The sequence below is a fragment of the Tunturiibacter psychrotolerans genome (assembly GCF_051013365.1).
Classification (GTDB): Bacteria; Acidobacteriota; Terriglobia; order Terriglobales; family Acidobacteriaceae; genus Edaphobacter; species Edaphobacter psychrotolerans_A.
Genome location: NZ_CP132941.1, coordinates 1,332,619 through 1,358,490, shown reverse-complemented (window position 1 = coordinate 1,358,490; position 25,872 = coordinate 1,332,619). Strand labels below are relative to the sequence as shown.

Sequence of the window (25,872 nt, the reverse complement as noted above, 5' to 3'; positions counted from 1 at the left end):
TCGCCCCCCTGCTGAGGCAACAGCGAAAGCATCATAGGATGCACTTATCAAAACACCAACATTTGAACGATTTGAATCCCAAATGAGTCGAGTAGGTGGAGGTGGTTTTGAAAAGTCTTAGTTGGCTTTTAGATAGTTTCCGTACCCGACTATTAGGGTTGAACTGACGAGCAGAAAGAGGCCGCAGGAGACTAGGAGTTTAGTGCGGCGGCTTGTGCCGTGCCATTCCTTGAAGATGAGACCCCACAGGGTAGCGAAGATAATGATGCTGGCCATGTGGAGAGTCCAACTTGAGAAGTCGTATTTGCCCATCTTCGTCTGGCCCATGGAGTAGAAGAAAAACTGAAAATACCAGATGATCCCAGCGGTGGCAGCGAAGAAGTAGTTGGCAGCGAGGGTCTTGGGGGCGAGTCGGTCATAGGTAGAGGCATCGAGCGGGTCAAAGTCGACGAGGGTGTCGCCTGAGGAGTGAGAGGCGCGCATCGGGTTGTAACCAGGTTCACCTGCGAACTGCTTGATGGAGCGATTCTTCAGGATGAGAATCGCGGACCAGATGAAGTTAGTTAGAAATCCTCCCCAGAGAACGACAATAAGGATGGGGAGATTCTGCCAGAGATCCAGGCGATGGTTGGCGAGGAGTTGAGTTTTGGCGATGTCGCCGATGGGTTTGCCTGCCTTAAGTCCGAAAGCGAAGAAGCTGCTCATAATGCCAGCGAAGATGGCGACGGCAATGCCTTTGCCAAAGTTGTAATCCGATTCTCCGGCTTCGGCTTTCTCTTCTGGCGTGATCTCGCGGTCCTTGGAGAGACCGGCGGCGCCATTGATGGCTACGGCGATCACGCACACGAGGACACCGAAGAGGATGATTTGGCCGGAGGTTTCGTGCAGGATGGTGTGAATGGAGCCATCGTAGATGGGTGGTATCAGGGTGCCGAACGCAGTGCAGAGGCCAAGAGCGATGGCGTAGCCGAGAGCGATGCCGAGATATCGGATGGCGAGGCCGAAGGTGAGGCCGCCCATGCCCCAGAGCGCTCCCCAGAGAAATGCGTAGCCAATGGCATGGCTCGTGGGGTCGGCATGGACCTGGCTGAGGATGCCGAAGACGTTGGGAACGAAGATAGAAGCAAGTACGATAGGGGTGATGATCCATGCTGCGAAGCCCTGGACAAGCCAGTAGACCTCCCAGGACCAGCGCTTGATGCCGCGGAAAGGGATAAAGTTTGTGGCGGAGGCGAAACCGCCGATCCAGTGAAAGATAACGCCGATAAACGGGTTGGTTCCCACGATACCTCGTTCCGTGATTCACATTGGTTGCCGAGCGCGTACTATCGTACCTGACCGAAAGTTGCATTGGGAAATATAATCCCTATTGAATTTAATAGTTGAGAGATGGAGGCTGTCCTGCGAGTTGCTCTATTTATTACCTGTTATAACGACACGCTGTTTCCTGATACGGGTAAAGCCGTGGTTCGGGTGCTGGAGCGGCTGGGACATACCGTGGAATTTCCCGCGGGACAGACTTGTTGTGGGCAGATGCATTGGAATACAGGGTACCAGTCTGAGGCCTTGCCGCTGGTGAAGCGTTTTGTGGAGCAGTTTCGAGGGGCTGAGGCTGTCGTGATCCCTTCATCCTCTTGTGTCGCGATGATGCGGGATCATTATCCGAAGATGGCGGTGGAGATCGGGGATGCTGCATTGGTCGAAGAAGTTTCGCAGTTGCTGCCCCGCGTGTTTGAGTTCTCAGAGTTCCTGATAAAGCGGTTGGGACTGGAAGATGTGGGGGCCTACTATCCTCATCGGGTGACATATCACGCCAGTTGTCATGGGCTACGAAATCTTGGACTGGGCGATGGACCGATGCGGTTGCTAAAGGCTGTGCGGGGAATTGATCTGGTTGAGTTGACTGCGCTGGAGCAGTGCTGCGGGTTTGGCGGAACGTTTGCGGTTAAGAATGCGGATGTTTCGAGTGCCATGCTTGAGGAGAAGACCGGGGCTGTTTTAGCGACTGGCGCGGAGGTTTGTACGGCTTGCGATAACAGTTGTTTGATGCACATTCAGGGAGCTTTGCACAGACAGAAGACTGGTGTGAAGACGCTCCATCTTGCGGAGATTTTGGCTGCGGACAAGGAGATGGAACTGTGAGCGGGAGCGCGTTGGACCCGAAGACTGCTCCGGTTTTTCCGATGGCGGCCAGGACTGCGATGAAAGATGGGCAGCTGCGGCGGAATGTTCGCCATGCTACGGATGTGATTCAGGCCAAGCGGGCTCGCGTGGTGGCCGAGATGCCGGATTGGCACGAGCTGCGCGAGGCCGGGAAGCAGATTCGTCAGCACACAATGGAGAATCTGGATTTCTATCTGGAGGAATTTGAGGCCAATTGCACCCGGGCTGGTGGGATGGTGCATTGGGCTCGGGATGCGGCGGAGGCTCGACAGATTATCGTCGGCTTGGTGAAGGATTCGGGGTCGGATGAGGTGATTAAGATCAAGTCGATGACGACTGAAGAGATTCAGTTGAACTCGGCGCTGGAGGCTGCGGGGATTCATCCCTACGAGACGGATCTGGCAGAGTTGATTATTCAATTGGGGCACGACCAGCCTTCGCATATTGTGGTGCCGGCGCTGCACAAGAATCGACAGCAAATCAGAGAGATCTTTCGGCGAGAGATGAATCTGCCGGAGCTTGGCGAGCGGCCTGAAGATTTGGCAGATGCAGCGCGGACATTTTTGCGGGAGAAGTTTCTGCGGGTGAAGACGGGAGTGAGTGGGGCCAATTTTCTGATCGCAGAGACTGGCGGTGTTTGCATCGTGGAGAGCGAGGGCAACGGACGGATGTGTTTGACGTTGCCCGAGACGCTGATTACGGTCGCAGGGATCGATAAGATAGTGCCGCGTTTTGCGGACCTGGAAGTTTTGTTCCAGTTGTTGCCTCGTTCGGCCACCGGTGAGAGGATGAACCCTTATAACTCGATTTGGACTGGCGTAAACGCCGCGGATGGCCCGCGCACGTTTCATGTGGTGCTGATGGACAATGCACGCACGGAGATTTTGGCAGATGCGGAGGGACGGCAGACGCTGAACTGCATCCGATGCGGAGCTTGTCAGAACGCTTGTCCGGTGTATCGGCAGACCGGTGGGCATGCCTATGGCAGCGTGTATGCCGGGCCGATTGGAGCGATTCTGACTCCGCAGTTGCAGGAGATGCATCATGCGCAGTCGCTGCCGTATGCCTCGTCGCTTTGTGGAGCCTGCTATGAGGTCTGTCCGGTGAAGATCAATATTCCGGAGGTGCTGATTCATCTGCGAAATAAAGTTGTGAAGCAGAACGGGCCGCTGAATGTCGAGGCGTTCGCGATGAAGATGATGGGGATGATTTTTCTTAGCGAACAGCGGTTTCGGGCAGCGCAGCGTATGGGACGCATGGCTGAGGCTCCGCTCGTGCGGAGAGATGAGAAGGGCGAGGGCTGGATCGGATGGCTACCGGGGATCCTGGGTGGATGGACGAAGGTGAGGGATCTGCAGGAGATGCCGCAGGAGACGTTTCGTGATTGGTGGGAGAAACGGGGGCCGCATGGGAGTTGATACAGGTGCTGCACCTTTGGGTTCAGCGAGGGCAGAAATATTACGGCGGATTCGTGCGGCTACCGGCGGGGTGTCGAATGCAGAGGTCGCCAGGGCTGGGTGGACGCGACTGCCCCGTGAGTATCGGCGAGCGGCTTCGCGTGACAGGGAGGCTGTGTTGGAGTTGCTGGAAGATCGGCTTCGGGACTATGACGCAAACGTTGTTCGTGCTGGACGAGATAGGGTGTCGGCGATCGTGGCCAAGATGCTCTCCGAGCGGGGAAAGACGCGAATGGTTGTGCCGGCCGGGATTGCAAAGGAGTGGTTGCCGGCAGGGGTTGAGTTCGTTGAAGACGACGGTTTGTCTGCGGTGGATCTGGACAGATTTGATGGCGTAATGACCGGATCGACTATGGCGATTGCAGAGACCGGCACAGTGATATTGCAGAGTGTTCCGGGGCAGGGAAGACGGGCGGTAACGCTGGTCCCGGACTACCAGCTATGTGTGGTGCGTGAGGAGGATGTTGTGGAGACTGTGCCGGAGGCGATGGCTCGCCTGCAGGAGACGGCTGAGCTGCCGACAACTTTTTTCTCGGGACCATCCGCCACCGCAGACATTGAAATGACGCGGATCAAAGGGGTGCATGGGCCGCGCTATCTGGATGTAGTTTTGATGGGGTTTGGGTTCTGAGAGAGAAACTCTTTGACAAATCCCCTTGAAATGGTGCAACCTTTTGAATGTTTCAATAGAGAGTATATTTCTACTTAGAGAAAATGAGCCTGCAGATGGATTTGGGGATGGCAACAAACGCAGTACGGGATCGGGTATGGACGGCTCTGGATGGTTTTCGCATCGAGTTGCCGTCGTGGGGTTTCGCGAATACTGGTACCCGGTTCGGCAAGTTTGTGCAGGGTGGCGCGGCAACGACAATTGAAGAAAAGTTCGCGGATGCTGCACAGGTAAATGCTTTGACTGGGGCGAGTCCTACCGTCGCACTGCACGTCTTGTGGGACCTTCCGGGTGGGAAGGCAGATGTTCCGGCGATCCAGGCGTTGGAGAAGAAGTTTGGTGTGAAGTCGGGATCGATCAATCCGAACCTTTTTCAGGATGCGGAGTATAAGTACGGTTCAATTGCGAATCCAAGCGCAGAGATTCGCGGCAATGCGCTGGCGCATCTGCTGGATTCAGTCGAGATTGGGCGTGCGCTGGGGTCGCAGGACGTTTCGATGTGGATTGCGGATGGCTCAAACTATCCGGGTACGCAGAGTATTCGGAAGCGCATCGGATGGATGGAAGAGGTGCTGGGTGCGACCCACGCGGCTCTGGGTGAAGGACAACGGATGCTCGTGGAGTATAAGCCGTTTGAGCCGGCTTTTTATCATACGGATATTGCTGACTGGGGAATGGCGCTGGAGTTGGCTCGGCGGGCGGGACCGAAGGCGAAGGTCCTGGTGGATACCGGTCATCATTATCAGGGCACGAACATCGAACAGATTGTTGCATGGCTCCTGCATCTGGGGGCGCTGGGCGGATTCCACTTCAACGACCGGAAGTATGCAGATGACGATTTGACGCTAGGGTCCATTGACCCTTACCAGGTATTCCGAATCTTTCATGAGATTTTGAGCGCTGGGAACGATGATCAGGCACAGATTGCGTTCATGATCGATCAGAGCCATAACCTGAAGGGTAAGGTCGAAGCAATGGTGCAGACGGTGGTCACTGCGCAGGAACTCTATGCGAAAGCGGCGCTTGTGGACAGGCCTCGGCTTGCCGAGCTGCAACAGGAGTGCCGTCTGGTAGAGGCGGAGGAGTGCTTCCGTGGGGCCTTCTGGCAGGACGTTCGTCCGATCGTGCGAGAGTGGCGGGAGGCACGCGGGCTTCCTCCAGAACCCTTGAAGGCTCTGAGGGAGAGCGGTTATGTGGAGAAGATCACGCGGGAACGGAACAGCCAAAATGCCCGCAGCGAATTCCGGTATGCCTGATTGTTTATTTCATTAACGAAACGCGGTTGCCTTGCCACATAATGGAACGGCTGACTGATTGATCCTCAGCGGGAGACTATGGCGGCACGTAAAACGACGAAGCGACTCTATTTGATTCCTGTCCTGTCCAAGGCCCTGGATATTCTCGAACTGGTACAGGCGGAAAACCAGCCAATGACGCTTGAGTCGGTCCATCGGCAGACACGCATCTCAAAGACCACGGTCTATCGGGTTTTGAAGACGTTTGTGCACCGCGGGTATCTTTCGCAGTCGCCAGATGGCCTCTACCGGCAGGTGACACGGCAGAAGAAGCTACGCTTCGGGTTCGCCGGGCAGAGCGCAGAGATGCCTTTTTCCAATGAGGTAACAGAGAGCTTAAAAGATGCAGCGGCCTCAGTCGGAGTCGACCTGCTGATCCTTGACAATCGTTACGATGCAGCGACTGCGCTAAAAAATGCGGAGGAGTTCGTTCGGAGCAAGGTTGACCTGATCATTGAATTCCAGGTGGAGCAAGAGGTTGCTCCGATCATTGCGGACAAGATTGCGGAGGCAAATATTCCGTTGATCGCGATCGATATTCCGCATCCTCACGCCACCTACTTTGGAGTGGATAACTACCGGGTGGGAATTGAGGCGGGCGAGACGCTTGCGGCGTACGCGACAGCGAACTGGGGTGGCCGAGTGGATTGGGTGATTGGACTGGATCTGCCCGAGGCTGGGCAGCTGGTACAAAGTCGAATTGTGGGTGCGTTCGAGGGGATTCGCAGCGGGATTCCCGATCTGCCGGTGGAGTCGTTTGTGAGGATTGACGGACGTGGGATGCGGGACCGGAGCAAAATGGTGGTCTCTGATTTTTTGCAGCGGCATCCGAAAAACAAGCACATCCTGATCGCCGCCGCGACAGATTCAAGCGCATTAGGCGCGGTCGATGCAGTACGAGAAAACAAGCGCGATAAGCATGTTGTGATTGTGGGACAAGACTGCATTGCGGAGGCGGTTGCGGAGATGCGGAGAGATCGATCGCCACTGATTGCGTCGGTGTCGCATGAGGCTGCGTCGTATGGACCGAGTCTGATGCATCTCGGACTGTCGCTGCTGCGCGGCCAGACGGTGGCTCCTTACAACTATGTTGCCCACAAGGTGGTGACACGGGAATTGCTCGACTGACCTCCGCACCTGGAAGAAGAGGCGATCACAAACGTCGCGGTCCAATAAGCGGCATTTGGACGTTGCAAGTTCTGCAGATCCTGCGTGCTCCTCAAAAGAGGGTCACCGTCGCTCTCGGGTGCCTATAGCGGCTACTTCTCGTGCATTTTCTCATTGGAAATAGTTGCCGTATTGGTGTTTGGTGTGGAATGATGATCCTGGCGTTTCAGGGAGCCGGTACGACGGGGGAATGTATGACAGCACAGAAGGGTCTTCGCTTTCTTGAAGATCGTTGGGATGAGGCGGTTGCGAAAACTTTAGATGGGCCTGAGCTTTTGAGATATAGGTCGAATCTGTTGGGATCGGACCTGCGAATCACGAACTTTGGCGGAGGCAATACAAGCTCGAAGCTGCATCAGTCCGACCCCCTGGATTCGAAGCCAACGCAGGTTCTCTGGGTGAAGGGAAGTGGCGGCGATCTCGGGAGCATCAAGCGCACGGGCTTCGCCACTCTTTACATGGAGAAGCTGTTGTCATTGGAGAGGGTGTACCGCGGCGTCGAGTTAGAAGATGAGATGGTTGATTTGTATCCCTTGTGTACGTTTGGGAATAATCCTGTAGCCGCATCCATTGACACTCCTCTCCATGCGTTTCTGCCGTTTGCACACGTGGATCATTTACATCCGGATTGGGGGATTGCGCTGGCCGCGTCCGCGAACGGGAAGATCAAAATGGGGGAGTTCAACAAGGAATTTGGCCATAAGTTGGTCTGGTTACCCTGGCAGCGACCAGGCTTCGAGTTAGGGATGATGATGCGGAAAGTCGTCGAAGCCAACCCCGGTTGCGATGGAGTTGTGCTGGGTGGCCATGGGCTATTTACATGGGGCGACACGCAACGCGAGAGCTATCGAAATACGATTACGATCATCGATCAAATAGGACAGTTTATTGACCGGCATGCGTCGGTCGCCGGACACAAACACTTCGCTGGCGCCCAGGTAAAAAGTCGCGAGGATCGCGCTGAGATTGCGCTGCGTATTATGCCGTATCTGCGTGGTGTTGTTTCGCGAAAGCAGCGATGGATAGGGAGCTTCAGCGATGCACCAGAAGTTTTGGAGTTTGTGAACTCCGCTCAGGCCGAGAGGCTGGCTCATCTGGGAACAAGCTGTCCGGATCACTTCATCCGCACTAAGATTCGCCCAATGTTTATCAAGTGGAATCCAGAGGGTGATCCTGCTCAGTTAGAGGAGTTGATCGACACCGCTCTCGAGACGTACCGTGCGGAGTATGCGGAGTATTACAGCCGTTATGCTGTGAAGGAGTCGCCCGCTGTGCGCGATGCCAGCCCGACCGTAGTGCTCGTGCCGGGTCTGGGCATGTTTAGCTTCGGAAAAAATAAAGCTGAATCGCGGATCACGGGCGAGTTCTATATCAACGCGATTGGTGTGATGAAGAGCGCCGGTGCTCTTGGGAGTGGTGTGGATTGCAAGGAGATCCCTCAAGCCGGTCCAGCGGCGACAGCCGATCAATTTACAGTTTATGAAAACTACGTGGCGCTGCCTCCCAGCGAGGCCTTCCGGATTGAGTACTGGAAGCTGGAGGAGGCGAAGATTCGACGCCAGCCACCCGAAAAAGAGTTGAGCCGGCGGATTGTTTTCGTTGTCGGCGGAGGTAGCGGGATAGGTCGCGAGGTTGCGTTGTTGGCGGCTGAGCATGGTGCGCACGTGATGGTAGCGGACCGCGACGTGAAAGGCGCGGAGGCCGTAGCACTTGAGACCGCGTCAATCTCAGGCAAGGAGGCCGTGAGTTGGACGAGCATCGATATTCGAGATCGCAAGGCGATCAAAGCTGCGCTGGACGAGACGATCAAACAGTTTGGTGGCATCGACATTCTAATCAACACGGCGGCGCTGTTTCCGTCCTCGCCTGATGGGATTATCAGCGACGCTCAATGGGCATTGACCTTGGAAGTAAATGTCACAGCTAACTATCTGCTGACGGACGAGGCTGCGAAGATATTTGCGCAACAGGGAATTGACGCCAGCGTCGTGCTAACCAGTTCGGCGAATGCGGTTGTGGCCAAGCGAGGGAGTGAAGCCTACGACGTTAGTAAGGCAGCTTTGAGTCATCTGGTGCGAGAACTGGCGGTTACGCTTTCTCCTCATGTGAGGGTTAATGGCATCAGCCCCGCCACGGTCGTGAAAGGCTCAACGATGTTTCCGCGAGATCGAGTAGTCGCCTCGTTGAAGAAATATAAGTTGCCTTTCGATGACAACAGTTCCGACGATGAACTACGAAATGTGCTGGCCCAGTTTTATGCAACGCGCACGCTGACCCATCAGCCCATCGATCCCAAGGATTGCGCGCGAGCGATTCTGTTTCTTGCCGGGCCTCAGGCGCGATGCACGACAGGGCATTTGATTCCCGTTGATGGAGGCTTGACCGAGGCCTATCTGCGATGAAGGCGGACGCCTGACATGCTGCTCTCGCCTGTGGATCAGCGGGCTTTAATTGCGGTGGACCTGGGGGCCGAGAGTTGCCGCGTTTCGCTGCTCCGCTGGGTGGACCGTCAAGCGGTGATTACACTGGTGCATCGTTTTGCAAATGCCCCGCGCGACGTGGACGGCGAACTTCGCTGGGACCTGACGATGATCGAGGCCGGGCTCGATCATGGCCTCCGGAAGTGTGCAGAGATCGCAAGCGAAGGTGTGCGTTCGATTGCCGTTGATGGTTGGGCAGTCGATTACGTGCGGATGGATAAAGACGGTAGAGCGGTAGCTGATCCGTTCTGTTATCGCGATGAGCGAACCCTGGATGCAGAGTGGTCTCTGCATCGAAAGATCCCCCCCCGGAGATTGCGGGAATTGACCGGCGTTCAATTGATGCGAATTAACACCCTGTATCAACTTCATGCGGATGCTTTGCAAAGACAGCCGAGCGAACTGCAGTGGCTGAATCTGCCGGAGTATATTTTGTCGCGATTGGGTGGCGCGCGTGTGGCCGAGCATACGAACGCGACTCATACACAGATGATGGAGTTAGATCGTCGGCATTGGTGTCAAGAGATCTTCCAGGCTGCTGAACTGGATCTTGCATGTGCGCCGCGGCTGGTCCCCCCAGGAACCAAAGTTGGCCGACTGACTGGGCCACTGACAGAGTTGCCAGCTTTTCGCGATACGGTGCTAATTGCTCCTGCATGCCACGATACCGCTTCAGCGATTGCCGGGATTCCAGCAACCGGGGATGACTGGGCGTACATTAGCTCGGGTACATGGTCGTTAGTGGGAACGCTGCTGGAGGAGCCGAAGAACGATCCGGCAGCCCGCGAAGAGAATTTTACGAACCTTGGGGCCGTGGGCGATCGAATCTGTTTCCACAAGAATGTAAACGGGATGTGGCTAATTCGTCAGTGCATCGAAAAATGGGCTGAGGATGGCCGGGTGTGGACAGTTCCCGAGATTGTGACAGCGGCTGAGGCCGCAGTGAAGCCAGATGGCCTGTTAGATGTGGATGATGCTGACCTGCTGCTGGCTGGGCAGATGCCGCAACGTATCAATGCCCAGCGAGTGCGGAAGGGCTTCGTTCCTTTAAACGAAAGCCCAGAGAATGCTCCTGAATTTGCGAGTCTCATCTTCCATAGTCTTGCAGCTCGGTATGCGAGCGTGCTGGAGCGGGTAGCATTTCACAGCGGGAAGAAGTTGAGTCGGCTGTTTGTTGTTGGTGGTGCGAGCCAAAATGATTTTCTGAATAAGCTAACCCAGGAGGCAACGGGGTTGGAGCTGTTTCGGGGATCAACGGAGAGTGCAACCCTGGGAAACTTCGCGGTGCAGCTTGCAGTGTTGGAAGGCAAGCGCGATGCAGTGACGGGGGCGTCTGCGGAGCTGGTCTCGCAGTGGGCTAGCCACCTGTCGAGTCCCCCCTGAAAAGCGTTCACAGACTTCGCAATATCTGCATGAAGCCCTCGACCTTTCGCGCTCCTGCCGTCTTGGTTGTAGCGAGGTTCTGTTCGAGGCTGGTGCCAACAAAAAAAGTCATTACGATGTCAGCAAGCGATCCCGCCGGCATGCGCGGTTGCTCCGCCTCGATGTTCTTAACGAGTAGTTGTCGCAGGGGTTTGAGACTGTTCTGAACGATACTATGAGCTTCCGCCGGGAGAATCGCGAACTCCCTCATTGAATTTGTGGCGAAGCACCCCTTTTGCCCCTCAACACATCCGAGTGCCACCTTAAGGTAGCTGTGAACATTATCCCAGCCAAGTGGTTCGGTCGTGAGCGTGTCCTTGATCCCGCTCGTCTCGATGTAGTAGCGAAGGGTCTCAAGAAAAAGATCGTCCTTATCTCGGAACTCTGCATAGAGACCCGACTTGTTGACCCCCGTGGCCGCCTCGAGATCCTGAAGGGTCGTATCTGCGAAGCCATGTTCCCAGAAAACGGGAAGGGCTTTTTCAAGAACCCCTTGACGGCTGAAATTTCTAGGACGAGCCATACCTGATCCTCTTCCTCCTGGATGATGTCTCCACAGCTCTATCCGCCATGTTGATACCACTCCGCACTGAAACGTAGAAATAGCCTCTCACTATTATGAACCATTTAGTTCTAGATGTGTAAGAGCCAGATAGGAGGTATCTCCAGAATGCTCGATGTTCGAGCTCAATGTGTTTCGTATTTGGTACGCGTGATTTGCCGGCTGGGAGTGCCTCGACCTTACCGTAGAGCGGGACCTCAGTCATAAGGTCAATAGAACGTCATTACCAATGAGCTACTCGCTCATCTTTAGCGGGCGGGCAAGCTATACAGTTCATCTGTACAGGTGAACTGTATATAGGGTAGAATGGCCTTCATGGATGAGCGAGCAAATCGTCCTCGAATAGAGCGGACCTCTGCACTTGCAGCGGAACTGCGGGCGATCCTCGGCAAACTCAAGCGAAAGCTGCGCGAACACTGCGGGCGCAGCGATTTGACTCCTTCGCAAGTCTCCGTCATTCTTCGCCTTGAGAAAGATGGCCCCATCGCAGTATCGAGTCTTGCTCGAGCGGAGGGCATGCGCCCTCAGTCCATGAGCGCCATCGTCACTTCGTTGCTGGAGGCCGGATTGGTAAGTGGTTCTCCGGATCCGAACGATGCCCGCCAGACTTTGATATCGCTCTCTAGGAAATGCCAAAAGTTTCTTAAGGAGGGCCGTGCTGCCAGGCAGGATTGGCTCACAACCACAATTCAGGAGAAGCTCTCCGTTCAAGAGCAGGACAAGCTTGCGGCTGTTCTCCAATTACTCGCGCGACTCGTTGAGGACTGACATTGTCCTGCGCGCATCTCGTACCTTACAGAAATTCGCTTTCAAGGAGAAGACACCTGTGCCTGTTACGACGCTAGACCCGAAAACCGCCCTGATTGTCGTTGATCTTCAGAAGGGTATCGTTAGCTCGCCTTTCCTTCATCCGGTCACCGACGTCATCAAAAACACTCAAGCCCTGCTCGCAACATTTCGCGAGCTTCACCTCCCCGTGGTCTTGGTCAATGTAACCGGCGGTGCACCAGGACGGACAGAGCAACCACGCCGTCTCGCGACCTTTCCCGAGGGATTTGCCGATTTGATCCCGGAGTTAGATCGCCAACCCAACGACATCGTAGTAACGAAGCGAACATGGGGCGCCTTTGCCAGTACCGATCTTGAAGCCCAGCTCAAGACGCACGGGGTAACGCAGGTTGTCATTACTGGCGTCGCCACTGGCACAGGCGTAGAGGCGACAGCGCGCCAGGCGTATGAGGCGGGATTCAACGTTACGCTGGCCACCGACGCCATGACCGACCTGAGGCCTGAGGCCCACGCGTACAGCCTCGCACATGTCTTTCCCCGCCTTGGCGAGACGGGCTCAACAGAGGAAATCATCAATCTGCTTGGCAAAAGGAGCGCCTGAATATGAACTGGCATCATCTCGTGTCCTACTTCTTCGGAGGAGCCTTCCTGGCCAACGCTGTCCCACATCTTGTCAGCGGAATGATGGGACGACCCTTCCAGAGTCCCTTCGCAAAACCTCCGGGCCAGGGTTTTTCCTCATCGACGGTAAATGTGTTGTGGGGCTTCTTCAACGCCGTTGTCGGATACCTTCTCGTAGTGCGCGTAGGCAGCTTTGAGCTGAGATCGACAACCCACGTCCTCGCCCTCGGGCTGGGCGCGCTGCTCATCAGTCTTCAAGTAGCCCGGCACTTCGGCAAGTTCAATGGGGGCAACGAACCGGAGCGTTCATGAAGAATTCAGCGACGGGTACCTTCCGCGCTTTGAGCATCTTCAATTACCGAGTGTGGACAGCCGGCTCTCTCGTTTCCAACATCGGCACATGGATGCAGCGCGTCGCGCAGGATTGGCTCGTACTCACGCAACTGACGCACCACGATGCCTCAGCTGTGGGCTTCGTCATGGCCCTTCAGTTCGCACCGCAGTTTCTTCTATTGCCCTGGTCCGGTTATGCCGCGGATCATTTCAATCAACGCAAGCTCCTGATTCTCACCCAGGCGCTAATGGGCGCACTGGCATCGGCTTTGGGAGTTCTGACGGTTGCAGGTAGTATCCGCCTCTGGCACGTCTATGTCTTTGCGTTCTTGTTTGGTTCTGCAGCGGCACTTGATGCTCCCGTACGACAGACTTTCGTCGCAGAGTTGGTAGGAGATCAGCACTTGTCCAATGCCGTCGCCCTCAATTCGACCTCCTTCAATGCAGGCCGCATGATCGGTCCCGCGGTCGCTGGTATCGTCATTGCGAAGGTGGGAACTGGTTGGGCGTTTGTGATCAATGGCCTGTCGTTCGCCGCGGTTCTGATCTCCATGTCGCTGTTCCGCGTATCCGAACTGTATCCAAACACAAGGGCTCGACGCACCGAGGGAGGGTTTTTCGAAGGACTCCGGTACGTCTGGGGCCGGCAGGATCTTCGAGCGATTCTGGTCATGCTGTTTTTGATTGGAACGTTCGGCCTCAACTTCCCGATCTTTACTTCGACCATGGCGGTCAAGGTCTTCCATACAGATGCGCGGGGTTTCGGGTTGCTGTCCTCCATCATGGCGATCGGGACGATCTCCGGCGCGCTGATCGCTGCCGGCCGCGACAAACCGAAGTTCGGCTCGTTGCTAATCGGCTCCGCGGTCTTCGGTATCGGATGTACTCTCGCTGCGCTGGCTCCCGGTTACTGGTGGTTCGCCGCGGCTCTCGTAATCATAGGTGTGGCAGCACTGACGCTCACCAACACAACCAATAGCATGATGCAACTCTCGACTGAGCCAGTCATGCGAGGCCGAGTCATGGCGCTTCGCCTAGCCGTTGCGCTGGGAGGCACCCCCATAGGAGCGCCTATCGTCGGGTGGGTTGCAAACCGTTTCAGTCCCCGTTGGGCACTCGGAGTGGGCGCAGCATCGGGCTTCGCTGCCGCTATCGTTGCTGCGTATGTCCTGACGCGGCCCGCGGGACGATCCCACTTGACCGCAATCGATGACTTCACTTGTTAAGCTCAAGCGAGCCCGGATGTCTGCATAGTGCAGTCACTTCGACATGCATGAAAGGATAAAGAGGAAGCGAATTGAGCACCTCATGTAGCTCTGCCGGGTCAGCAACATCGAAAATACTGATGTTCGAGAACTTCCCAGCCACGCGCCACAGATGAGTCCACTTTCCTTGCAACTGAAGCTCCTTTGCCCTTTCGTGCTCGCGTTCGCTAAGCTGCTTCAGCATGTCCTGATCGATGCCATGTGGCACCTGAACGTCGATGTGTACGTGAAATAACATGTCTTCTCTCCGATTCGGTGGTTGGTTGAGAGCGTTCTTGCTCTGAGCCACCACGCTTACGGCGTTAGGACTCAGAGTAAGAGCTCAATTCCTCTCATCGTTCGCTGTCGGCTCACGCGAACGTTACAGGCGAATGTCCAGTCATCAGGTGCAGGAAGGCGAGTGCATATTCCGACGCAGCCGACTGATCCTGCCCAGTGATCAACTTGCCATCGACGATGACCTTCGGCGTGTAAGGCTGTACGCTACTGTAAACAGCGCCTGTGCTTTCAAGGACGGTCTGAGGATAGTGCGGAATCACAAAGCTGGCGCCAAAGAGAGCCTGGAGCTGCTTGTCGGCTTCGAGTGTGATCCGGTCACCTGGCGGCCCTTGATACGACCAGGGATATTGCCGAGCGCAACGGCACCGTGGCAGATGGCGCCGACGACCTTTTCCTTCGCCCAGAAATATTCGAGCGCCTTCGCCACGTGCTCGTTCGGGTACAGATCGAAGGTGGCACACGGTGCTGCTCCTCTCGGGATGCAAGACAACTGCACATACCGGCGATCCCCTATTCCGGGAAATGCTCATCACGCGACTCGTAGCCCATCTGCAGCAGCCTCCTTCGAATCCGGGGTGGGCTTTGCATTTGGATAAGGCGAGAGTGATGACTCCTTTCGCTCTGAAAAAGGCCAAGGATTACGCTTACGACCATCTCTCTAAGCCGCTCACGTTGAAAGATTGGGCGGAAGAGATCGGACTGAGTTCGTTTTATTTCATGAGAAGCTTTCGTGTCACAACCGGTCTTTCTCCTCACCAATATCTGATCGACCAGCGCATTCAACTGGCTCGCCACCTCTTAGAAGCCGGTTGGGCCGCCTCATCGGTTGCTGCACACCTGTGTTTCAGTTCGCCAAGCCACTTCAGTGTGATCTTCAAGCAGCGGACGGGGCTCTCACCCGCAGCTTGGAAGGATGCGCACCTAACGCGAAACTCAGCGATCTTCCGCTCAGTGAAAGCCTTCGATGCGCAAAATTTTTACCGACCAAATAGGGTCTCCTGACCCACCAGCATTGCATCTACCGCTCCGCTTAACAACGATTTGCAAGTTTTGATCTTGCATCATGCCTCGCACAGTTCACTCTAAAAGCTGACAGCGACTCACTGACTTTAGCGAGCAATGGGCGCTCGCGCAGTAGCGAGGTATTCCATGCCGGTTACGCATTTGGCGATTGATGGCCCCATCGCGACGATTTCGCTCGATCACCCGCAAGGCAATCGAATCAACTTCGCGATGCGCGAGGAATTACTCGCAGCGTTTCGCTGCGTAGGGCAAAGCGACGCCAGGATACTCCTGATTCGAGCGGAAGGCAGAGACTTCTGTCTCGGAGGCGATTTCCGAGACTGGCCTGGCGTCTCCTCCGCAGAATTACGCCCAAAGATCGAGCTGTATGCCGAAGCTTTGGATCATTTGGACCGACTCGCGATTCCGACGGTAGCGGTCGTGCAAAGCCGCTGCCTTGGCGGGGGATTGGAGTTGGTCCTGTGCTGCGACCTTGTGGTAGCGGGGCGCTCCTCCCAGTTCGGTTGTCCAGAAGCGCTCCTCGGAATCGCGACACTTCAGGGAGGCGTCTTCCAACTGGCGCAGCGAATCGGCCGCACCCGTGCAGTCGAGTTCGCTTTTCTCAGTGACATGTATACCGCCCAGCAGATGGAACAGCTTAACCTTGTCAACCGAGTTGTGCCCGATCATGAGCTTGATGACGCCACGGGCGCGCTGGTGGATCGGCTTGTGGCTGGCTCCCCACAGGCATATGCGATTACGAAGACTCTTCTGCGCACCTGGGCTGCGGGAGGACTGACTGCCGCCAGGTCAGTGCTCTACGACATCGCGATGCCGCTCTTTGATAACGAGGATGTTCAAACGGCGCTCCGCAATGCCGCCTGCGCAGCCGATCAAGGCAAGCCTTTCCCTATGGCCCGATTTGGAGACGAGCAGTAAGTTTCAACTTTAGAGAAGGAGCATTAAATGAAGGCTGTCCAATATTCCTCGTTTGGCGACCGCACCGTACTTGAATACCTGGATCTTCCGGAGCCGGCCGCAAAGGACGGCGAGGTCTTGATCGACGTCACCGCCTGCGGAGTGAATTATGTCGATATCCGTGAACGCCAGGGAGTCTACCAACGTCCAGAGACCCATGTTGGATCAGACAAGGTCCTTCCTCGTATCTCCGGGCTGCAGGTGACCGGTCGTGTCAGAGCCGTTGGTTTGGGAGGAGACAACAGTCTGGTCGGGAGGAAGGTTGTCGCGGAACTCAATGGAGGCGGCTATGCCCAGGTGGTAGCTGCGCCCGCGTATTCAACGGTGGTGGTCCCTGAATCTGCCGACGACTTCAAACTCGCGGCCCTTCCAACACAATGGTTGACCGCATGGCTCATGCTGAATGCGTCCACGCACCTGCGAAAAGGGGAAAGCGTTCTCGTGCATGGCGCAGCAGGTGGCGTCGGATCAATCGCTGTGCAACTGGCCAAGGTCATGGGAGCCGGCTTGGTCATCGGCTCCGCCAGTTCGGAAGAGAAAAGGGACTTCGTCCGCAGCCTGGGTGCCCATGCAGCCATTGACTATAGCGTGCCCGGCTGGGTCGATGAGGTGCTTCGCGTTACAGAGGGGCGCGGAGTGGACGTTATTCTGGAGTCGATCGGTGGCGACGTCTTCGAGCGGAACTTTGCGTGCCTCGCGAAGTTTGGAAGACATATCATCTTCGGCTCTACTCGCGGCCCCGGCCAACCCGTGCCGCCAAGGCAACTCATGGCAAAGGCGCAGGCAATGATTGGAATCTACCTACCGGTCTACTTCGCGCGTCCGGACTTGATCCGAGAGGGACTACAGGACATGGTCGAAAAGTTCGTCAGCGGATCGGTGCTGGCGCAAGTGGCGTCGGTGCTACCACTAAGCCACGTTAGCGAAGCCCACCGCCTACTCGAAGAAAGAAAAATTTCCGGCGTGATTGTGCTCGATCCCGCTAGCTAATAGGTCTTCCGACGACCCACGGCAAGTGGCTAGAGGAATGACCATCTGGTCATACGGCTGGCTTTCGCTAATCTATTGATTTTGTAAGGGGCTGTTTGGTGGACCTGATCGGGATCGAACCGATGACCTCTTCCATGCCATGGAAGCGCGCTCCCAGCTGCGCCACAGGCCCACTCTTAGGAAGGACTCTTTCTATTCTGGCCGACAGCTCAATATTAGTCAATGTCAGTGGGAACTTATCTACCCTGCTCCGGTGTCTAAGTCTAATAGAGTGAGCGAGCACTCGGCCGCCGGCGGCGCAGTTTCTAACACCTTCGTGAGCGTCGCGCGCTCCATAGTTGCATAGCGATTCATCAAGTCGTAATGTAAAGGACACCCGATATGCAGGCGGGCACGATAGTGGGTAATCTAGCAAGCGCAATAGGCATCACCACCGAAGACGTAGCTCTCGTCGCCGACCTCAAAGCCGGGTCCGAGGAGGCGTTCGCCGTCCTCATCGCGCAATATCATCAGCCCCTCTACTCCCTCATCGCCCGCAGCCTCAACGACCCCGCCGACGCAGCCGACATCACGCAGGAAGTCTTCATCAAGGTCTTCCGCAGCATCCGCGGCTTTCATGGCGGATCCAGCCTGCGCACCTGGCTCTACCGCATCGCTCTCCACGAAGCCTCGAACCAAAGACGCTGGTGGTCCCGCCACAAGAAACAGGAGATCACCATCGACTCCTCGTTCGAAGCCGACCCCGACGCCGAGAACAATCATCTCAGCCTCGCCGCAACCCTTGCCGATCGCTCCGATTCTCCCTTCGACCACGCCGCCCAGGCTGAGATTCGCGAGCGCGTCGAAGCCGCCCTCCGGCAAATTCCAGAGGCCTTCCGCACCGTCGTTATCCTGCGTGAGATCGAAGGCTTCGCCTACGAAGAGATCGCTGAGATTCTCAACGTCAATCTCGGCACAGTGAAGTCGCGACTCACCCGCGGTCGTTCTGCCCTCCGCACCATCCTGAATGCGGATGGCATCGTGCCCGCAGCAAATTCTGAGTCCTCCCCGGCCTCTCAGGAATCGAAGCAGATGGTGACACCATGACCTCCCTAAGTTGTCAGAAGTGCCAGTCTTCTTTCTCCGCGTATCTCGATGGCGATGTCAGCGGGAAGCAGATGCAGAAGATCGCGAAGCATCTGGAAGACTGTGCCGACTGCAGCCAGGACTTCGCCTCCTTGCGCGCCACCCAGCGCATCCTTTCAACCGTTGGGCAAGCGAAGGCTCCCGCCGACCTCGGGCTCAGGCTCAGGCTCGCCATCTCGCACGAGCATTCCAAGCGCAAATCAAGCTGGATCGACACCATCAGCCTCAAGTGGGATAACGCTGTCCGTCCTCTATTGCTTCAGGTCTCTGCAGGTTTTGCCGGCGCAGTCATGCTGGTCGGCAGCATCGCCCTCCTGCTCGGTCTCGTCGCCGCACCCGAGCCCGTCATGGCAAACGACGAGCCCCTCGGCGCCATGACCTCGCCCCACTACCTCTACTCCTCGGTCAACCCGCACGCCATCCTCACCGATCACGACGGCGTCATCGTAGTCGAAGCCAGCGTGAACTCAGACGGGAAGGTCTACGACTATCGCATCGTCTCCGGACCCGAGAGCCCCGCAGTCCAAAGCCAGGTCGTCGATCAACTCCTGACCAGCGTCTTCCAGCCGGCCAGCGTCTTCGGCGCCCCGGTTCGAGGCCGCGTCGTGCTGACCTTCTCAGGCATCTCCGTCCGCGGCTAATAACCGCCACTCGCCGATTCAAAAGTAGAGGTCCATGCAGACTGATCGCGAACTTCTCGCCTCTGCCTACAAGCACTTCAACGCACGCGACATCGACGGCGTACTCAATCTCATGCATCGCGACGTCGACTGGCCCAACTTAATGGAAAACTGTCGCGCGCACGGTCACGCAGAGGTTCGCGACTATTGGACGCGCCAATGGGCCATCTTCGACCCGCACGTCGAACCCACCGACTTCACCCCCGAAGCCGATGGCCGCACCACCGTTCACGTCCATCAGGTCGTCCGCGATCTCACCGGCAAAGTCCTCGCCGACCAGATGGTCCACCACGTCTACCTCGTGCAGGATGGCCTCATCCGCAACATGGAGATTCGCGATAGCGATCCTTCCTGAACATCGCTAGTGGATCAGTTTGAGTTCCACGCCAGCGAGAATTTCAAATACATCGCATTCAGTCTGTCAGGCTCGAAGGGCACTTGTCCGACTCGCCGACGTTACGGCCCAATGACGGAAAGCGCGTTTACGGGGACTAAGAATCTAGGCGAGGTGAACCCCCGCCTAAGTCCAAGAACATGCCAGGAAACTGCTTAAGTTAAGAGATAAGTCGGGACCACAATCGGATCGGCTGGGATCAGCGTCGCCACCGACACATGCGGCCAGGTAAGAGGACCGAAGTTCAGGAAAACCGTCTGGCTGTACTGAATCTGGATGAACGGCACAACGATCTTCTTCGGTGCGCTGATGTCCTTGGGGGGCGTAAGCGTAAAGGTAGGTCGAAGCAAGCTCCCCGCGCGCGGCGCAGCCTGGATCGTGATTGGCAATCCATTTGCCGGGCAAGCCGGAACTACGATCGTTTCAAGAACCGTTTCGATCCAGAAAACCGCCTTCATCTTGAAGGCGTGAGCGTTCGGATTCTGGGGGGGCGTGTGATTGTCTCCCGTCAAAAACGCGATCTCCGCAGGACCTCCCGCAAAGCCGGGTGCTGTCGGCACGGGTGCGGCGGGCGGATTTGTCGGATTGGGAGGCGGCGTCGGCAGCGTACCGGCAGAGTCTGTTGTCACGATCAGCGTCACGAAGCTCTGCATGTTTTGCGACGCGATCTCGTTCTGCAGGACTACATTCGGATTGTCAAGCATCGCCTGCGTAATGGTTCCTGCGGCGATAAAAGACGTAAGATCCTGCGGAATCCTGGCAGTGTTCGGAGTCGTCACGGTCTGGTTGGGAAAGAAGCGGGTACCGGGTGCCGAAGGTTGCTGGGCTCCACCGATGGGGAACGGGTTGATGTTAACTTGCAATGCCGGGTTCGTGAAATCAGGCTTGCCGGCCGTCCTACCCAGAGAGATGCCTTGCGCATTGATCGTCACGCCATGCGGAATTGACGCCATGCGCGTGTAAATCGTCGCCGCCTCGGCGGGCTGGGTCGTTGGCGGCACGGCGAGCCACATGCCGGGCTCGAAGTGGATGCCCGTCGCCGGCAACGAGGTAACGTCGGTGACTGACTGTACATAAGGGACAGCGTTCAGGAAGATGTCTCCCTGAGTTCCGAAGCCGCGGTTAGGCACATTGCCCAGAGGTGCGGCAAAACTGAGTGTCTCGGTGGTCAGGTTTAGTTCCAGAATGTTGTCGCTGGTGGGAACCTTGACGGGAAGAGCCGTGGTTGTCTTGGGACTCTGAGGGCGAAAAATCGTGTTGAAGCCCCTGCCGGCAAAGACAAGGCCCTGCGTGGGATCCACAGGATTGACAAACCCCACCAGGTCGCCCAGCGGTTCGGACACGACATTCGTTTGATCTTCCAGCGTGGTTTGTGTAGACAGCAGAGCAGCAAGGCCGGGATTAACCGACAGCAGTCTGCGAGTTTCCAGATCGACGGGTTTGGAAGTGGTTGGATCGACTTCGTCGAAATGGAAACCGGAGTCGAGTGAGATATTGGATCTGCTCATGATGTACCTTTCCCTTCGCTTGGCTAGCAAGAGGCAGTTTGGTTGAACCCTTCTACAAACGCCGAGTGGTAGCACTAGATCGCGCGCAACAAATCGGTCTGCACGATGGTTGACTCAGTGACGTGAAGGATATGCGTGTGTCGTTTTAGTTTGCGGATGGCCCTGACAGCGTCTCTTTCCCTACTTGAAATTGTGGGAATCCATTGATCGCTGTTGTTCCAGAAACATGGCCGGTACGTAGCCCGAGGTTAGTGAGCTTTGCTATGCGCCTGCTTGAGAGGCCTTCAGAGAAAATCGGTTTCCGAGCCTAGTCGATCAGAGGAAACTCGAAGAAAGAACGCGAGCCTTAGCCACAAAACCGGGGGAGGAATTCCTCGTACTCAATCCGAGGCTGAAGTGCAACAACAAAATCGGCGAATTTTCAGAAGTTGAAAATGATCTGATCAGGCCTATAAGAAAGCAAGGTGATCGTTTGTAAGGTCATCGGTACGCTACCAGATTGGTGTCGAGAAGTCGGCTTCTGTTTACGAATTGTTCTTTCACTTGGCCATGCAACGGGCTGATCGGACATATGCTTTTTCCGACGCTGGATTCAAACTGACCCTGCCCGTTTGCCACCCCTCCCTCTGCTCCCATAAACTTCACAGGAGCGTCCTATTCATATCGTGTCTTTTCCCACAAAATCGTTTCATCGGCAACGCCTGCTCCTCTCGCTGTGCCTGGCATCGTCTCTCCTCCTGCCCGCTTCCGTTCTCCACGCGCAGTCGAGCTCATCAAGCAACAGCACCCCAGACACGGCCCCAGATACAACCGTCTCGAAGGAGGCACCGACCAAGGTTGCGCCTCGAATCGCTCAGCCCGAAGCCGGTGGCTCTGCCATCACGCTCGAGACCAGCGAGCCCCTCTTCTATCTCGCCACGGCGTTGAACGTCTGCGGTTACGACACCGATCTTGCTAACTCCGCCCCCGTCCGCCTCAAAATCCGCGATGAGATTAACGCAGAGTTAGCCGACTCCGCCGAGGCTCGCACCAGTAGGGACGCCCTCTGCGGCTACGTTCGCGAACACACCCTCGGCGACGCGAGCCTGAATCTCGCCCAATACATTTCGTTGGCTCTCTACCTCACACCGCCACCCGAACTCACCCCCACGGTAGGCGAGACAGAACTCCCCCCAGACTCCACCCAGGTCGTCAACATTCTTCCGCTCCTCAGAACCTTCGCCGAAGATGTCCATCTCAACGCCCTCTGGATCGAGCATCGCCCCGAGTACGAAGATCTCCTCAAGCGCGTTCACGATCCCCTTACGAAGACAGTCCTCGCCAGCAATATCTATCTGCATCTCCCCGTCAGCAGCTACGACGGCCGCCGCTTCCTGGTGCTCCTCGAGCCGATGCTCGCGCCCTCCACCACCAACGCCCGCATCTACTCGAACGACTACATCGTTGTCGCCTCGCCCGCAGCCGAGCCCCTCGGCGCAGTCCACATGGACGACATCCGCCACATCTATCTCCACTATGAGATCGAGCCTCTGGTCTACTCCCGCTCCTCCGCGATGGAGCGCCTCCAGCCCATGCTTAAGGCAGTTCAGGATGCGCCGCTCGACTACACCTACAAGACCGAAATCGTGCCTCTCATCACCGAGTGCCTCATCAAGGCAATCGAAGATAGAACGATGGATGTAGGCATCGCCAAACCGGCCAAGCCCACCGCCGTCAAGCAGCGAGCCGAAATCGAACAGTACAACGCCGAGCTAAGCACCTACGAGCACGACGCCGAAGCCATTCGTCGCAAGGCCGTCGATCTCGCCATGCGCCAGGGTTGGGTTCTCACCGAATACTTCTACAACCAGATCGGCCAGATGGAAAAAGATTCTGTCAGCCTCAAGGAGTACATGGGAGAGATGGTCTACGGGATGGACGTAGAGCGTGAGAGTCATCACGCCAGGCAGATCGCCTTCCTGCCCTCCGGCAGCCGCGACGTCCTCCGCCGCGCTCCGCAGCAACTCACCGGCCTCCAGCTTGCCGAAGAAAAGATCTACAAAGGCGATCTAACGGGCGCCTCTGACATCGCGAACAAAGTCCTCGCCGACCCCAACGGCGACCACGCCCAGGCCCACTACGTTCTCGCTCGCGTCAATCTCATGCAGCGCCAGCCCGGAGCAGCCTTCGCCGACTTCCAGGAAGTCCTCGACTCCTCCAAGGATCCCCGCACCCTCGCCTGGTCGCACATCTATCTAGGCCGCCTCTACGACGTCAAAGACGATCGCAAAAAAGCCGTAGCCGAGTACCAGGCCGCACTCACCGTCCGCGACGCCCAGCCCGACACCAAAGCCGCCGCGGAGAAGGGAATCAAAGAGCCTTTCGTCGCACCAAAAGTCGCGCAGCAGGCCAAGGACGAAGATGACGACGACGCCCCTCTCGACCCCAGCGGCAAGGCCGAAAAGGACGCCTACCGCCCTCCGCCCCCCCACTAACTGGATTCATCACGCGCAAACCAGTCGCGAACCACCGGTGCACAACCGCCTCCGTCCGGTAAAGTAAAGCAGGGGAGTTCCATGACGACGCGCCATAAAAAGCCCGGACGATCCCAGTCGAACGACGCCCCCCCGGCTCTGTTCGACCACATCTTCCAGCGTCCCGACCTCCTCACCTGGGCCCTCACCCACCGTTCCCTCGCCTACGAGACCAACCCCGAAACCCTCCCAGACCCAGCCGCCGACAACGAGCAGCTCGAGTTCGTCGGCGACGCCGTCCTGGGCCTCGCAGTAGCCGAATCTCTCTTCCGCCGCTTCCCCTCCTCACGCGAGGGCGAACTCACCCGCCTCCGCGCCTCGCTCGTCAGCCGCCGTCATCTCGGCGAAGTAGCCGCCCGCATCGACCTAGGCTCACTCCTCCGCCTGGGCCGCGGCGAAGAACAATCCGGTGGCCGCAAAAAGCCCGCCCTCCTCGCTAACGCCATCGAAGCCGTCATCGCCGCACTCTATCTCGACGGAGGCCTCGACGCCGCCCGCGCCTTCATCGAAAAGCACATCATCGAGCCCGCCCTCCCCGACCTCCACCTCGCCCTCGACGGCAGCAAAACCTTCAGCGGAGCCATCGGCGACCACAAATCCGCCCTCCAGGAGCATCTCCAGGCCACCGGCGCCGGCCAGCCCCACTACGTCCTCACCGACCAGAGCGGCCCCGACCACCAGAAGCGCTTCCGCGTCGAAGTCCGCGTCGACGACAAATCCGGCGGCTCCCGCGCCCTCGCCGAATCCGAAGGCACCACCAAAAAACAAGCCCAACAGGCCGCCGCCCGTCTCGCATTCGAACGCCTCATCGCCGAAGCCAACCTTGTCGCCGACTCCGCCTCCCTAGACGTAACCGCGGAGGTGGTCGAATGACCCAACTCGCCGCCGTCTCAAGCAACCCCGCAATCCCAGTCGCCCCTGTAACGTCCGAGGCGACGTCCGAGGCCCCGCAAAACCGTCCGCCAAGCCCCCACCCCGCTTCAAGCCATCCCCGCCGTCACCCGCACCACGACCGCCCCAGCGTCGCCACCGCCCTCCAATCCCTCCTGCACCTCATCGTTATCGCCATCTTCATCATCACCTTCTGCGTCCAGCCCTTCCGCATCCCCTCCGAATCCATGGAGTCCACCCTCCTCGTCGGCGACTTCCTCCTCGTCGACAAGCAGGCCGCCGCCCCCGACGGCGCAGGCACCCTCCTTCCCGCCGCAACCGTCCACCGCGGCGACATCATCGTCTTCCACGATCCCGTCGACTCCACTCTCCACCTCGTCAAACGCGTCATCGGCCTTCCCGGCGACCATCTCCGCCTCCACAACGGCCTCGTCTACATCAACGGCCACGTCCTCACCGAGCCCTACGCCGTCTACCGCCCCAGCCCGCCCGACAACTTCCGCGACAACTTCCCCCGCCTCCAGTCCCCCGATCCCGAGATCGACTCCCGCTGGTGGATCCGCATGCGCTCCCTCATCGAAAACAACGAGCTCATCATCCCCACCGGCAACTACTTCGTCCTCGGCGACAACCGCAATGACAGCGAGGACAGCCGCTACTGGGGCTTCGTCCCCCGCGAAGCCATCGTCGGCAAGCCCCTCGTCATCTACTTCTCCCTCCAGCCGCAAGAGCCCGACGACACAACCGCAGCCACCCTCACCCAACCCGACGCCGCTGCCAAACCCAGCCACCCCCGCCCCAGCAAACTCGAATCCGTAGTCGACTTCGCCCGCTGGAGCCGCACCTTCCAAATCGTCCGCTAGCCCATATCGACCGTTACGCCGGGCCTAAGTAGTTGATCGATATAGGCGGGGCATAAGTAGTTGATCAATATAGGTAGTGCGTGAGTAGTTGATGGATAGAGACCGTGCGTAAGTAAGCGATGGAGCAGGCCGGGCGCAATTAGTTGATTGATATAGAACGTAAGTAGTTGATGGATATAAAAATTGTCATCCTGAGCGGAGCGTCTCGCAGTCTCATCGCGAGACGCGCAGTCGAAGGACCTGCAGTCAACTCGCGAGGAGGAGACTGTCTCGTTATCTTTCAGCACATTCTCTCCTCGTTTTCTATAGATCGAAACAGCCCAGCGCCATCCATCTCAAAGCTCGTCCCATGACCGTGAAGTAGTTGAAGGTAGATTCCTGTACTTGTCTGACAACCTCATGTGCTAAGGTTTCCTCCAGTCCCA

At 57.1% G+C, this 25,872-nt stretch carries 25 protein-coding genes and 1 tRNA gene; 20 read left to right on the top strand and 6 right to left on the bottom strand.

Going from position 1 to position 25,872, the window contains the following annotated elements; all coding sequences use genetic code 11:
- Positions 1 to 117: 117 nt before the first annotated feature.
- Entirely contained in the window at positions 118 to 1,284 is a 1,167-nt protein-coding gene (locus tag RBB76_RS05525; protein WP_429628407.1) for an L-rhamnose/proton symporter RhaT, read from the bottom strand.
- Between the two features lie 117 nt (positions 1,285 to 1,401).
- Here RBB76_RS05525 and RBB76_RS05520 point away from each other — a divergent pair, with 117 nt between their 5' ends.
- The 7 genes from RBB76_RS05520 (at position 1,402) to RBB76_RS05490 (ending at position 10,615) form a co-directional block, all read left to right on the top strand.
- Complete coding sequence (locus RBB76_RS05520) at positions 1,402 to 2,142, top strand: (Fe-S)-binding protein (RefSeq protein ID WP_429628905.1); 741 nt, start codon at positions 1,402 to 1,404, stop codon at positions 2,140 to 2,142.
- The gene (locus tag RBB76_RS05515) at positions 2,139 to 3,581 is read left to right on the top strand and encodes a LutB/LldF family L-lactate oxidation iron-sulfur protein (protein WP_429628408.1); all 1,443 of its coding nucleotides are present in this window, start codon (positions 2,139 to 2,141) and stop codon (positions 3,579 to 3,581) included. Before RBB76_RS05520 ends, RBB76_RS05515 begins: the two co-directional genes overlap by 4 nt.
- On the top strand, positions 3,571 to 4,251 hold the full coding sequence (locus RBB76_RS05510) for a LutC/YkgG family protein (protein WP_429628409.1): 681 nt from the start codon (positions 3,571 to 3,573) through the stop codon (positions 4,249 to 4,251). The genes RBB76_RS05515 and RBB76_RS05510 overlap by 11 nt, the downstream gene beginning before the upstream one ends.
- 107 nt (positions 4,252 to 4,358) lie before the next feature.
- On the top strand, positions 4,359 to 5,546 hold the full coding sequence (locus RBB76_RS05505; RefSeq protein WP_429628410.1) for a TIM barrel protein: 1,188 nt from the start codon (positions 4,359 to 4,361) through the stop codon (positions 5,544 to 5,546).
- Positions 5,547 to 5,624: 78 nt separating this feature from the next.
- On the top strand, positions 5,625 to 6,713 hold the full coding sequence (locus RBB76_RS05500) for a substrate-binding domain-containing protein (RefSeq protein ID WP_429628411.1): 1,089 nt from the start codon (positions 5,625 to 5,627) through the stop codon (positions 6,711 to 6,713).
- Between the two features lie 233 nt (positions 6,714 to 6,946).
- Complete coding sequence (locus RBB76_RS05495; RefSeq protein WP_429628412.1) at positions 6,947 to 9,154, top strand: bifunctional rhamnulose-1-phosphate aldolase/short-chain dehydrogenase; 2,208 nt, start codon at positions 6,947 to 6,949, stop codon at positions 9,152 to 9,154.
- A 15-nt stretch (positions 9,155 to 9,169) separates the two neighbouring features.
- On the top strand, positions 9,170 to 10,615 hold the full coding sequence (locus tag RBB76_RS05490; protein ID WP_429628413.1) for a rhamnulokinase: 1,446 nt from the start codon (positions 9,170 to 9,172) through the stop codon (positions 10,613 to 10,615).
- A 7-nt stretch (positions 10,616 to 10,622) separates the two neighbouring features.
- Here RBB76_RS05490 and RBB76_RS05485 read toward each other — a convergent pair whose 3' ends face one another.
- Positions 10,623 to 11,177: a TetR/AcrR family transcriptional regulator gene (locus RBB76_RS05485; protein ID WP_429628414.1), complete on the bottom strand. Its 555-nt coding sequence runs from the start codon at positions 11,175 to 11,177 to the stop codon at positions 10,623 to 10,625.
- A gap of 354 nt (positions 11,178 to 11,531) precedes the next feature.
- Here RBB76_RS05485 and RBB76_RS05480 point away from each other — a divergent pair, with 354 nt between their 5' ends.
- Genes RBB76_RS05480 through RBB76_RS05465 form a run of 4 tightly spaced genes read left to right on the top strand, consistent with a single transcriptional unit; the run spans position 11,532 to position 14,185 of the window.
- Entirely contained in the window at positions 11,532 to 11,984 is a 453-nt protein-coding gene (locus RBB76_RS05480; protein ID WP_429628415.1) for a MarR family winged helix-turn-helix transcriptional regulator, read from the top strand.
- 58 nt (positions 11,985 to 12,042) lie between these two features.
- A complete protein-coding gene (locus tag RBB76_RS05475; protein WP_429628416.1) occupies positions 12,043 to 12,606 on the top strand; it encodes a cysteine hydrolase family protein in 564 nt (187 codons plus the stop codon).
- A 2-nt stretch (positions 12,607 to 12,608) separates the two neighbouring features.
- Entirely contained in the window at positions 12,609 to 12,938 is a 330-nt protein-coding gene (locus RBB76_RS05470) for a hypothetical protein (protein ID WP_429628417.1), read from the top strand.
- Positions 12,935 to 14,185, top strand: coding sequence for an MFS transporter (locus RBB76_RS05465; protein WP_429628418.1), 1,251 nt, complete (start codon positions 12,935 to 12,937; stop codon positions 14,183 to 14,185). Before RBB76_RS05470 ends, RBB76_RS05465 begins: the two co-directional genes overlap by 4 nt.
- Here the strand turns inward: RBB76_RS05465 and RBB76_RS05460 are convergent.
- Both RBB76_RS05460 and RBB76_RS05455 read right to left on the bottom strand, forming a co-directional pair.
- Positions 14,175 to 14,462: a muconolactone Delta-isomerase gene (locus RBB76_RS05460; RefSeq protein ID WP_429628419.1), complete on the bottom strand. Its 288-nt coding sequence runs from the start codon at positions 14,460 to 14,462 to the stop codon at positions 14,175 to 14,177. The genes RBB76_RS05465 and RBB76_RS05460 overlap by 11 nt on opposite strands.
- Positions 14,463 to 14,574: 112 nt before the next feature.
- A complete protein-coding gene (locus tag RBB76_RS05455; RefSeq protein ID WP_429628421.1) occupies positions 14,575 to 14,964 on the bottom strand; it encodes a hypothetical protein in 390 nt (129 codons plus the stop codon).
- 145 nt (positions 14,965 to 15,109) lie between these two features.
- On the opposite strand from RBB76_RS05455, the gene RBB76_RS05450 reads away from it, so the two are divergent.
- The 3 genes from RBB76_RS05450 to RBB76_RS05440 all read left to right on the top strand — a co-directional run bounded on the left by RBB76_RS05450 (position 15,110) and on the right by RBB76_RS05440 (position 17,473).
- Positions 15,110 to 15,505 (top strand): AraC family transcriptional regulator, encoded by a 396-nt coding sequence (locus RBB76_RS05450; RefSeq protein WP_433963520.1) that lies wholly within the window; start codon positions 15,110 to 15,112, stop codon positions 15,503 to 15,505.
- 147 nt (positions 15,506 to 15,652) lie between these two features.
- Positions 15,653 to 16,444 (top strand): enoyl-CoA hydratase/isomerase family protein, encoded by a 792-nt coding sequence (locus tag RBB76_RS05445; RefSeq protein ID WP_429628423.1) that lies wholly within the window; start codon positions 15,653 to 15,655, stop codon positions 16,442 to 16,444.
- A 27-nt stretch (positions 16,445 to 16,471) separates the two neighbouring features.
- Positions 16,472 to 17,473: a quinone oxidoreductase family protein gene (locus RBB76_RS05440; RefSeq protein WP_429628424.1), complete on the top strand. Its 1,002-nt coding sequence runs from the start codon at positions 16,472 to 16,474 to the stop codon at positions 17,471 to 17,473.
- Between the two features lie 96 nt (positions 17,474 to 17,569).
- Here the strand turns inward: RBB76_RS05440 and RBB76_RS05435 are convergent.
- Positions 17,570 to 17,645 (bottom strand) — tRNA-Ala (locus RBB76_RS05435).
- Positions 17,646 to 17,854: 209 nt separating this feature from the next.
- On the opposite strand from RBB76_RS05435, the gene RBB76_RS05430 reads away from it, so the two are divergent.
- From RBB76_RS05430 to RBB76_RS05420, 3 genes are read left to right on the top strand one after another with little or no spacing between them, the layout of a single operon-like run.
- Complete coding sequence (locus RBB76_RS05430; RefSeq protein ID WP_429628425.1) at positions 17,855 to 18,559, top strand: RNA polymerase sigma factor; 705 nt, start codon at positions 17,855 to 17,857, stop codon at positions 18,557 to 18,559.
- Positions 18,556 to 19,239, top strand: a complete 684-nt coding sequence (locus tag RBB76_RS05425; protein WP_429628426.1) for a zf-HC2 domain-containing protein — start codon at positions 18,556 to 18,558, stop codon at positions 19,237 to 19,239. Before RBB76_RS05430 ends, RBB76_RS05425 begins: the two co-directional genes overlap by 4 nt.
- 34 nt (positions 19,240 to 19,273) lie before the next feature.
- On the top strand, positions 19,274 to 19,633 hold the full coding sequence (locus RBB76_RS05420; RefSeq protein WP_429628427.1) for a nuclear transport factor 2 family protein: 360 nt from the start codon (positions 19,274 to 19,276) through the stop codon (positions 19,631 to 19,633).
- 194 nt (positions 19,634 to 19,827) lie between these two features.
- On the opposite strand, the gene RBB76_RS05415 is transcribed toward RBB76_RS05420, so the two are convergent.
- Positions 19,828 to 21,180 (bottom strand): heme-binding protein, encoded by a 1,353-nt coding sequence (locus RBB76_RS05415; RefSeq protein WP_429628428.1) that lies wholly within the window; start codon positions 21,178 to 21,180, stop codon positions 19,828 to 19,830.
- A gap of 665 nt (positions 21,181 to 21,845) precedes the next feature.
- Between RBB76_RS05415 and RBB76_RS05410 the strand changes: the two genes are divergently transcribed.
- From RBB76_RS05410 to lepB, 3 genes are all read left to right on the top strand, one after another.
- Complete coding sequence (locus tag RBB76_RS05410; RefSeq protein ID WP_429628429.1) at positions 21,846 to 23,654, top strand: tetratricopeptide repeat protein; 1,809 nt, start codon at positions 21,846 to 21,848, stop codon at positions 23,652 to 23,654.
- 81 nt (positions 23,655 to 23,735) lie between these two features.
- Positions 23,736 to 24,566 (top strand): ribonuclease III, encoded by an 831-nt coding sequence (gene rnc, locus RBB76_RS05405; RefSeq protein WP_429628430.1) that lies wholly within the window; start codon positions 23,736 to 23,738, stop codon positions 24,564 to 24,566.
- Positions 24,563 to 25,447, top strand: a complete 885-nt coding sequence (lepB, locus tag RBB76_RS05400) for a signal peptidase I (RefSeq protein ID WP_429628431.1) — start codon at positions 24,563 to 24,565, stop codon at positions 25,445 to 25,447. Before rnc ends, lepB begins: the two co-directional genes overlap by 4 nt.
- The last annotated feature ends 425 nt before the right edge of the window (positions 25,448 to 25,872 follow it).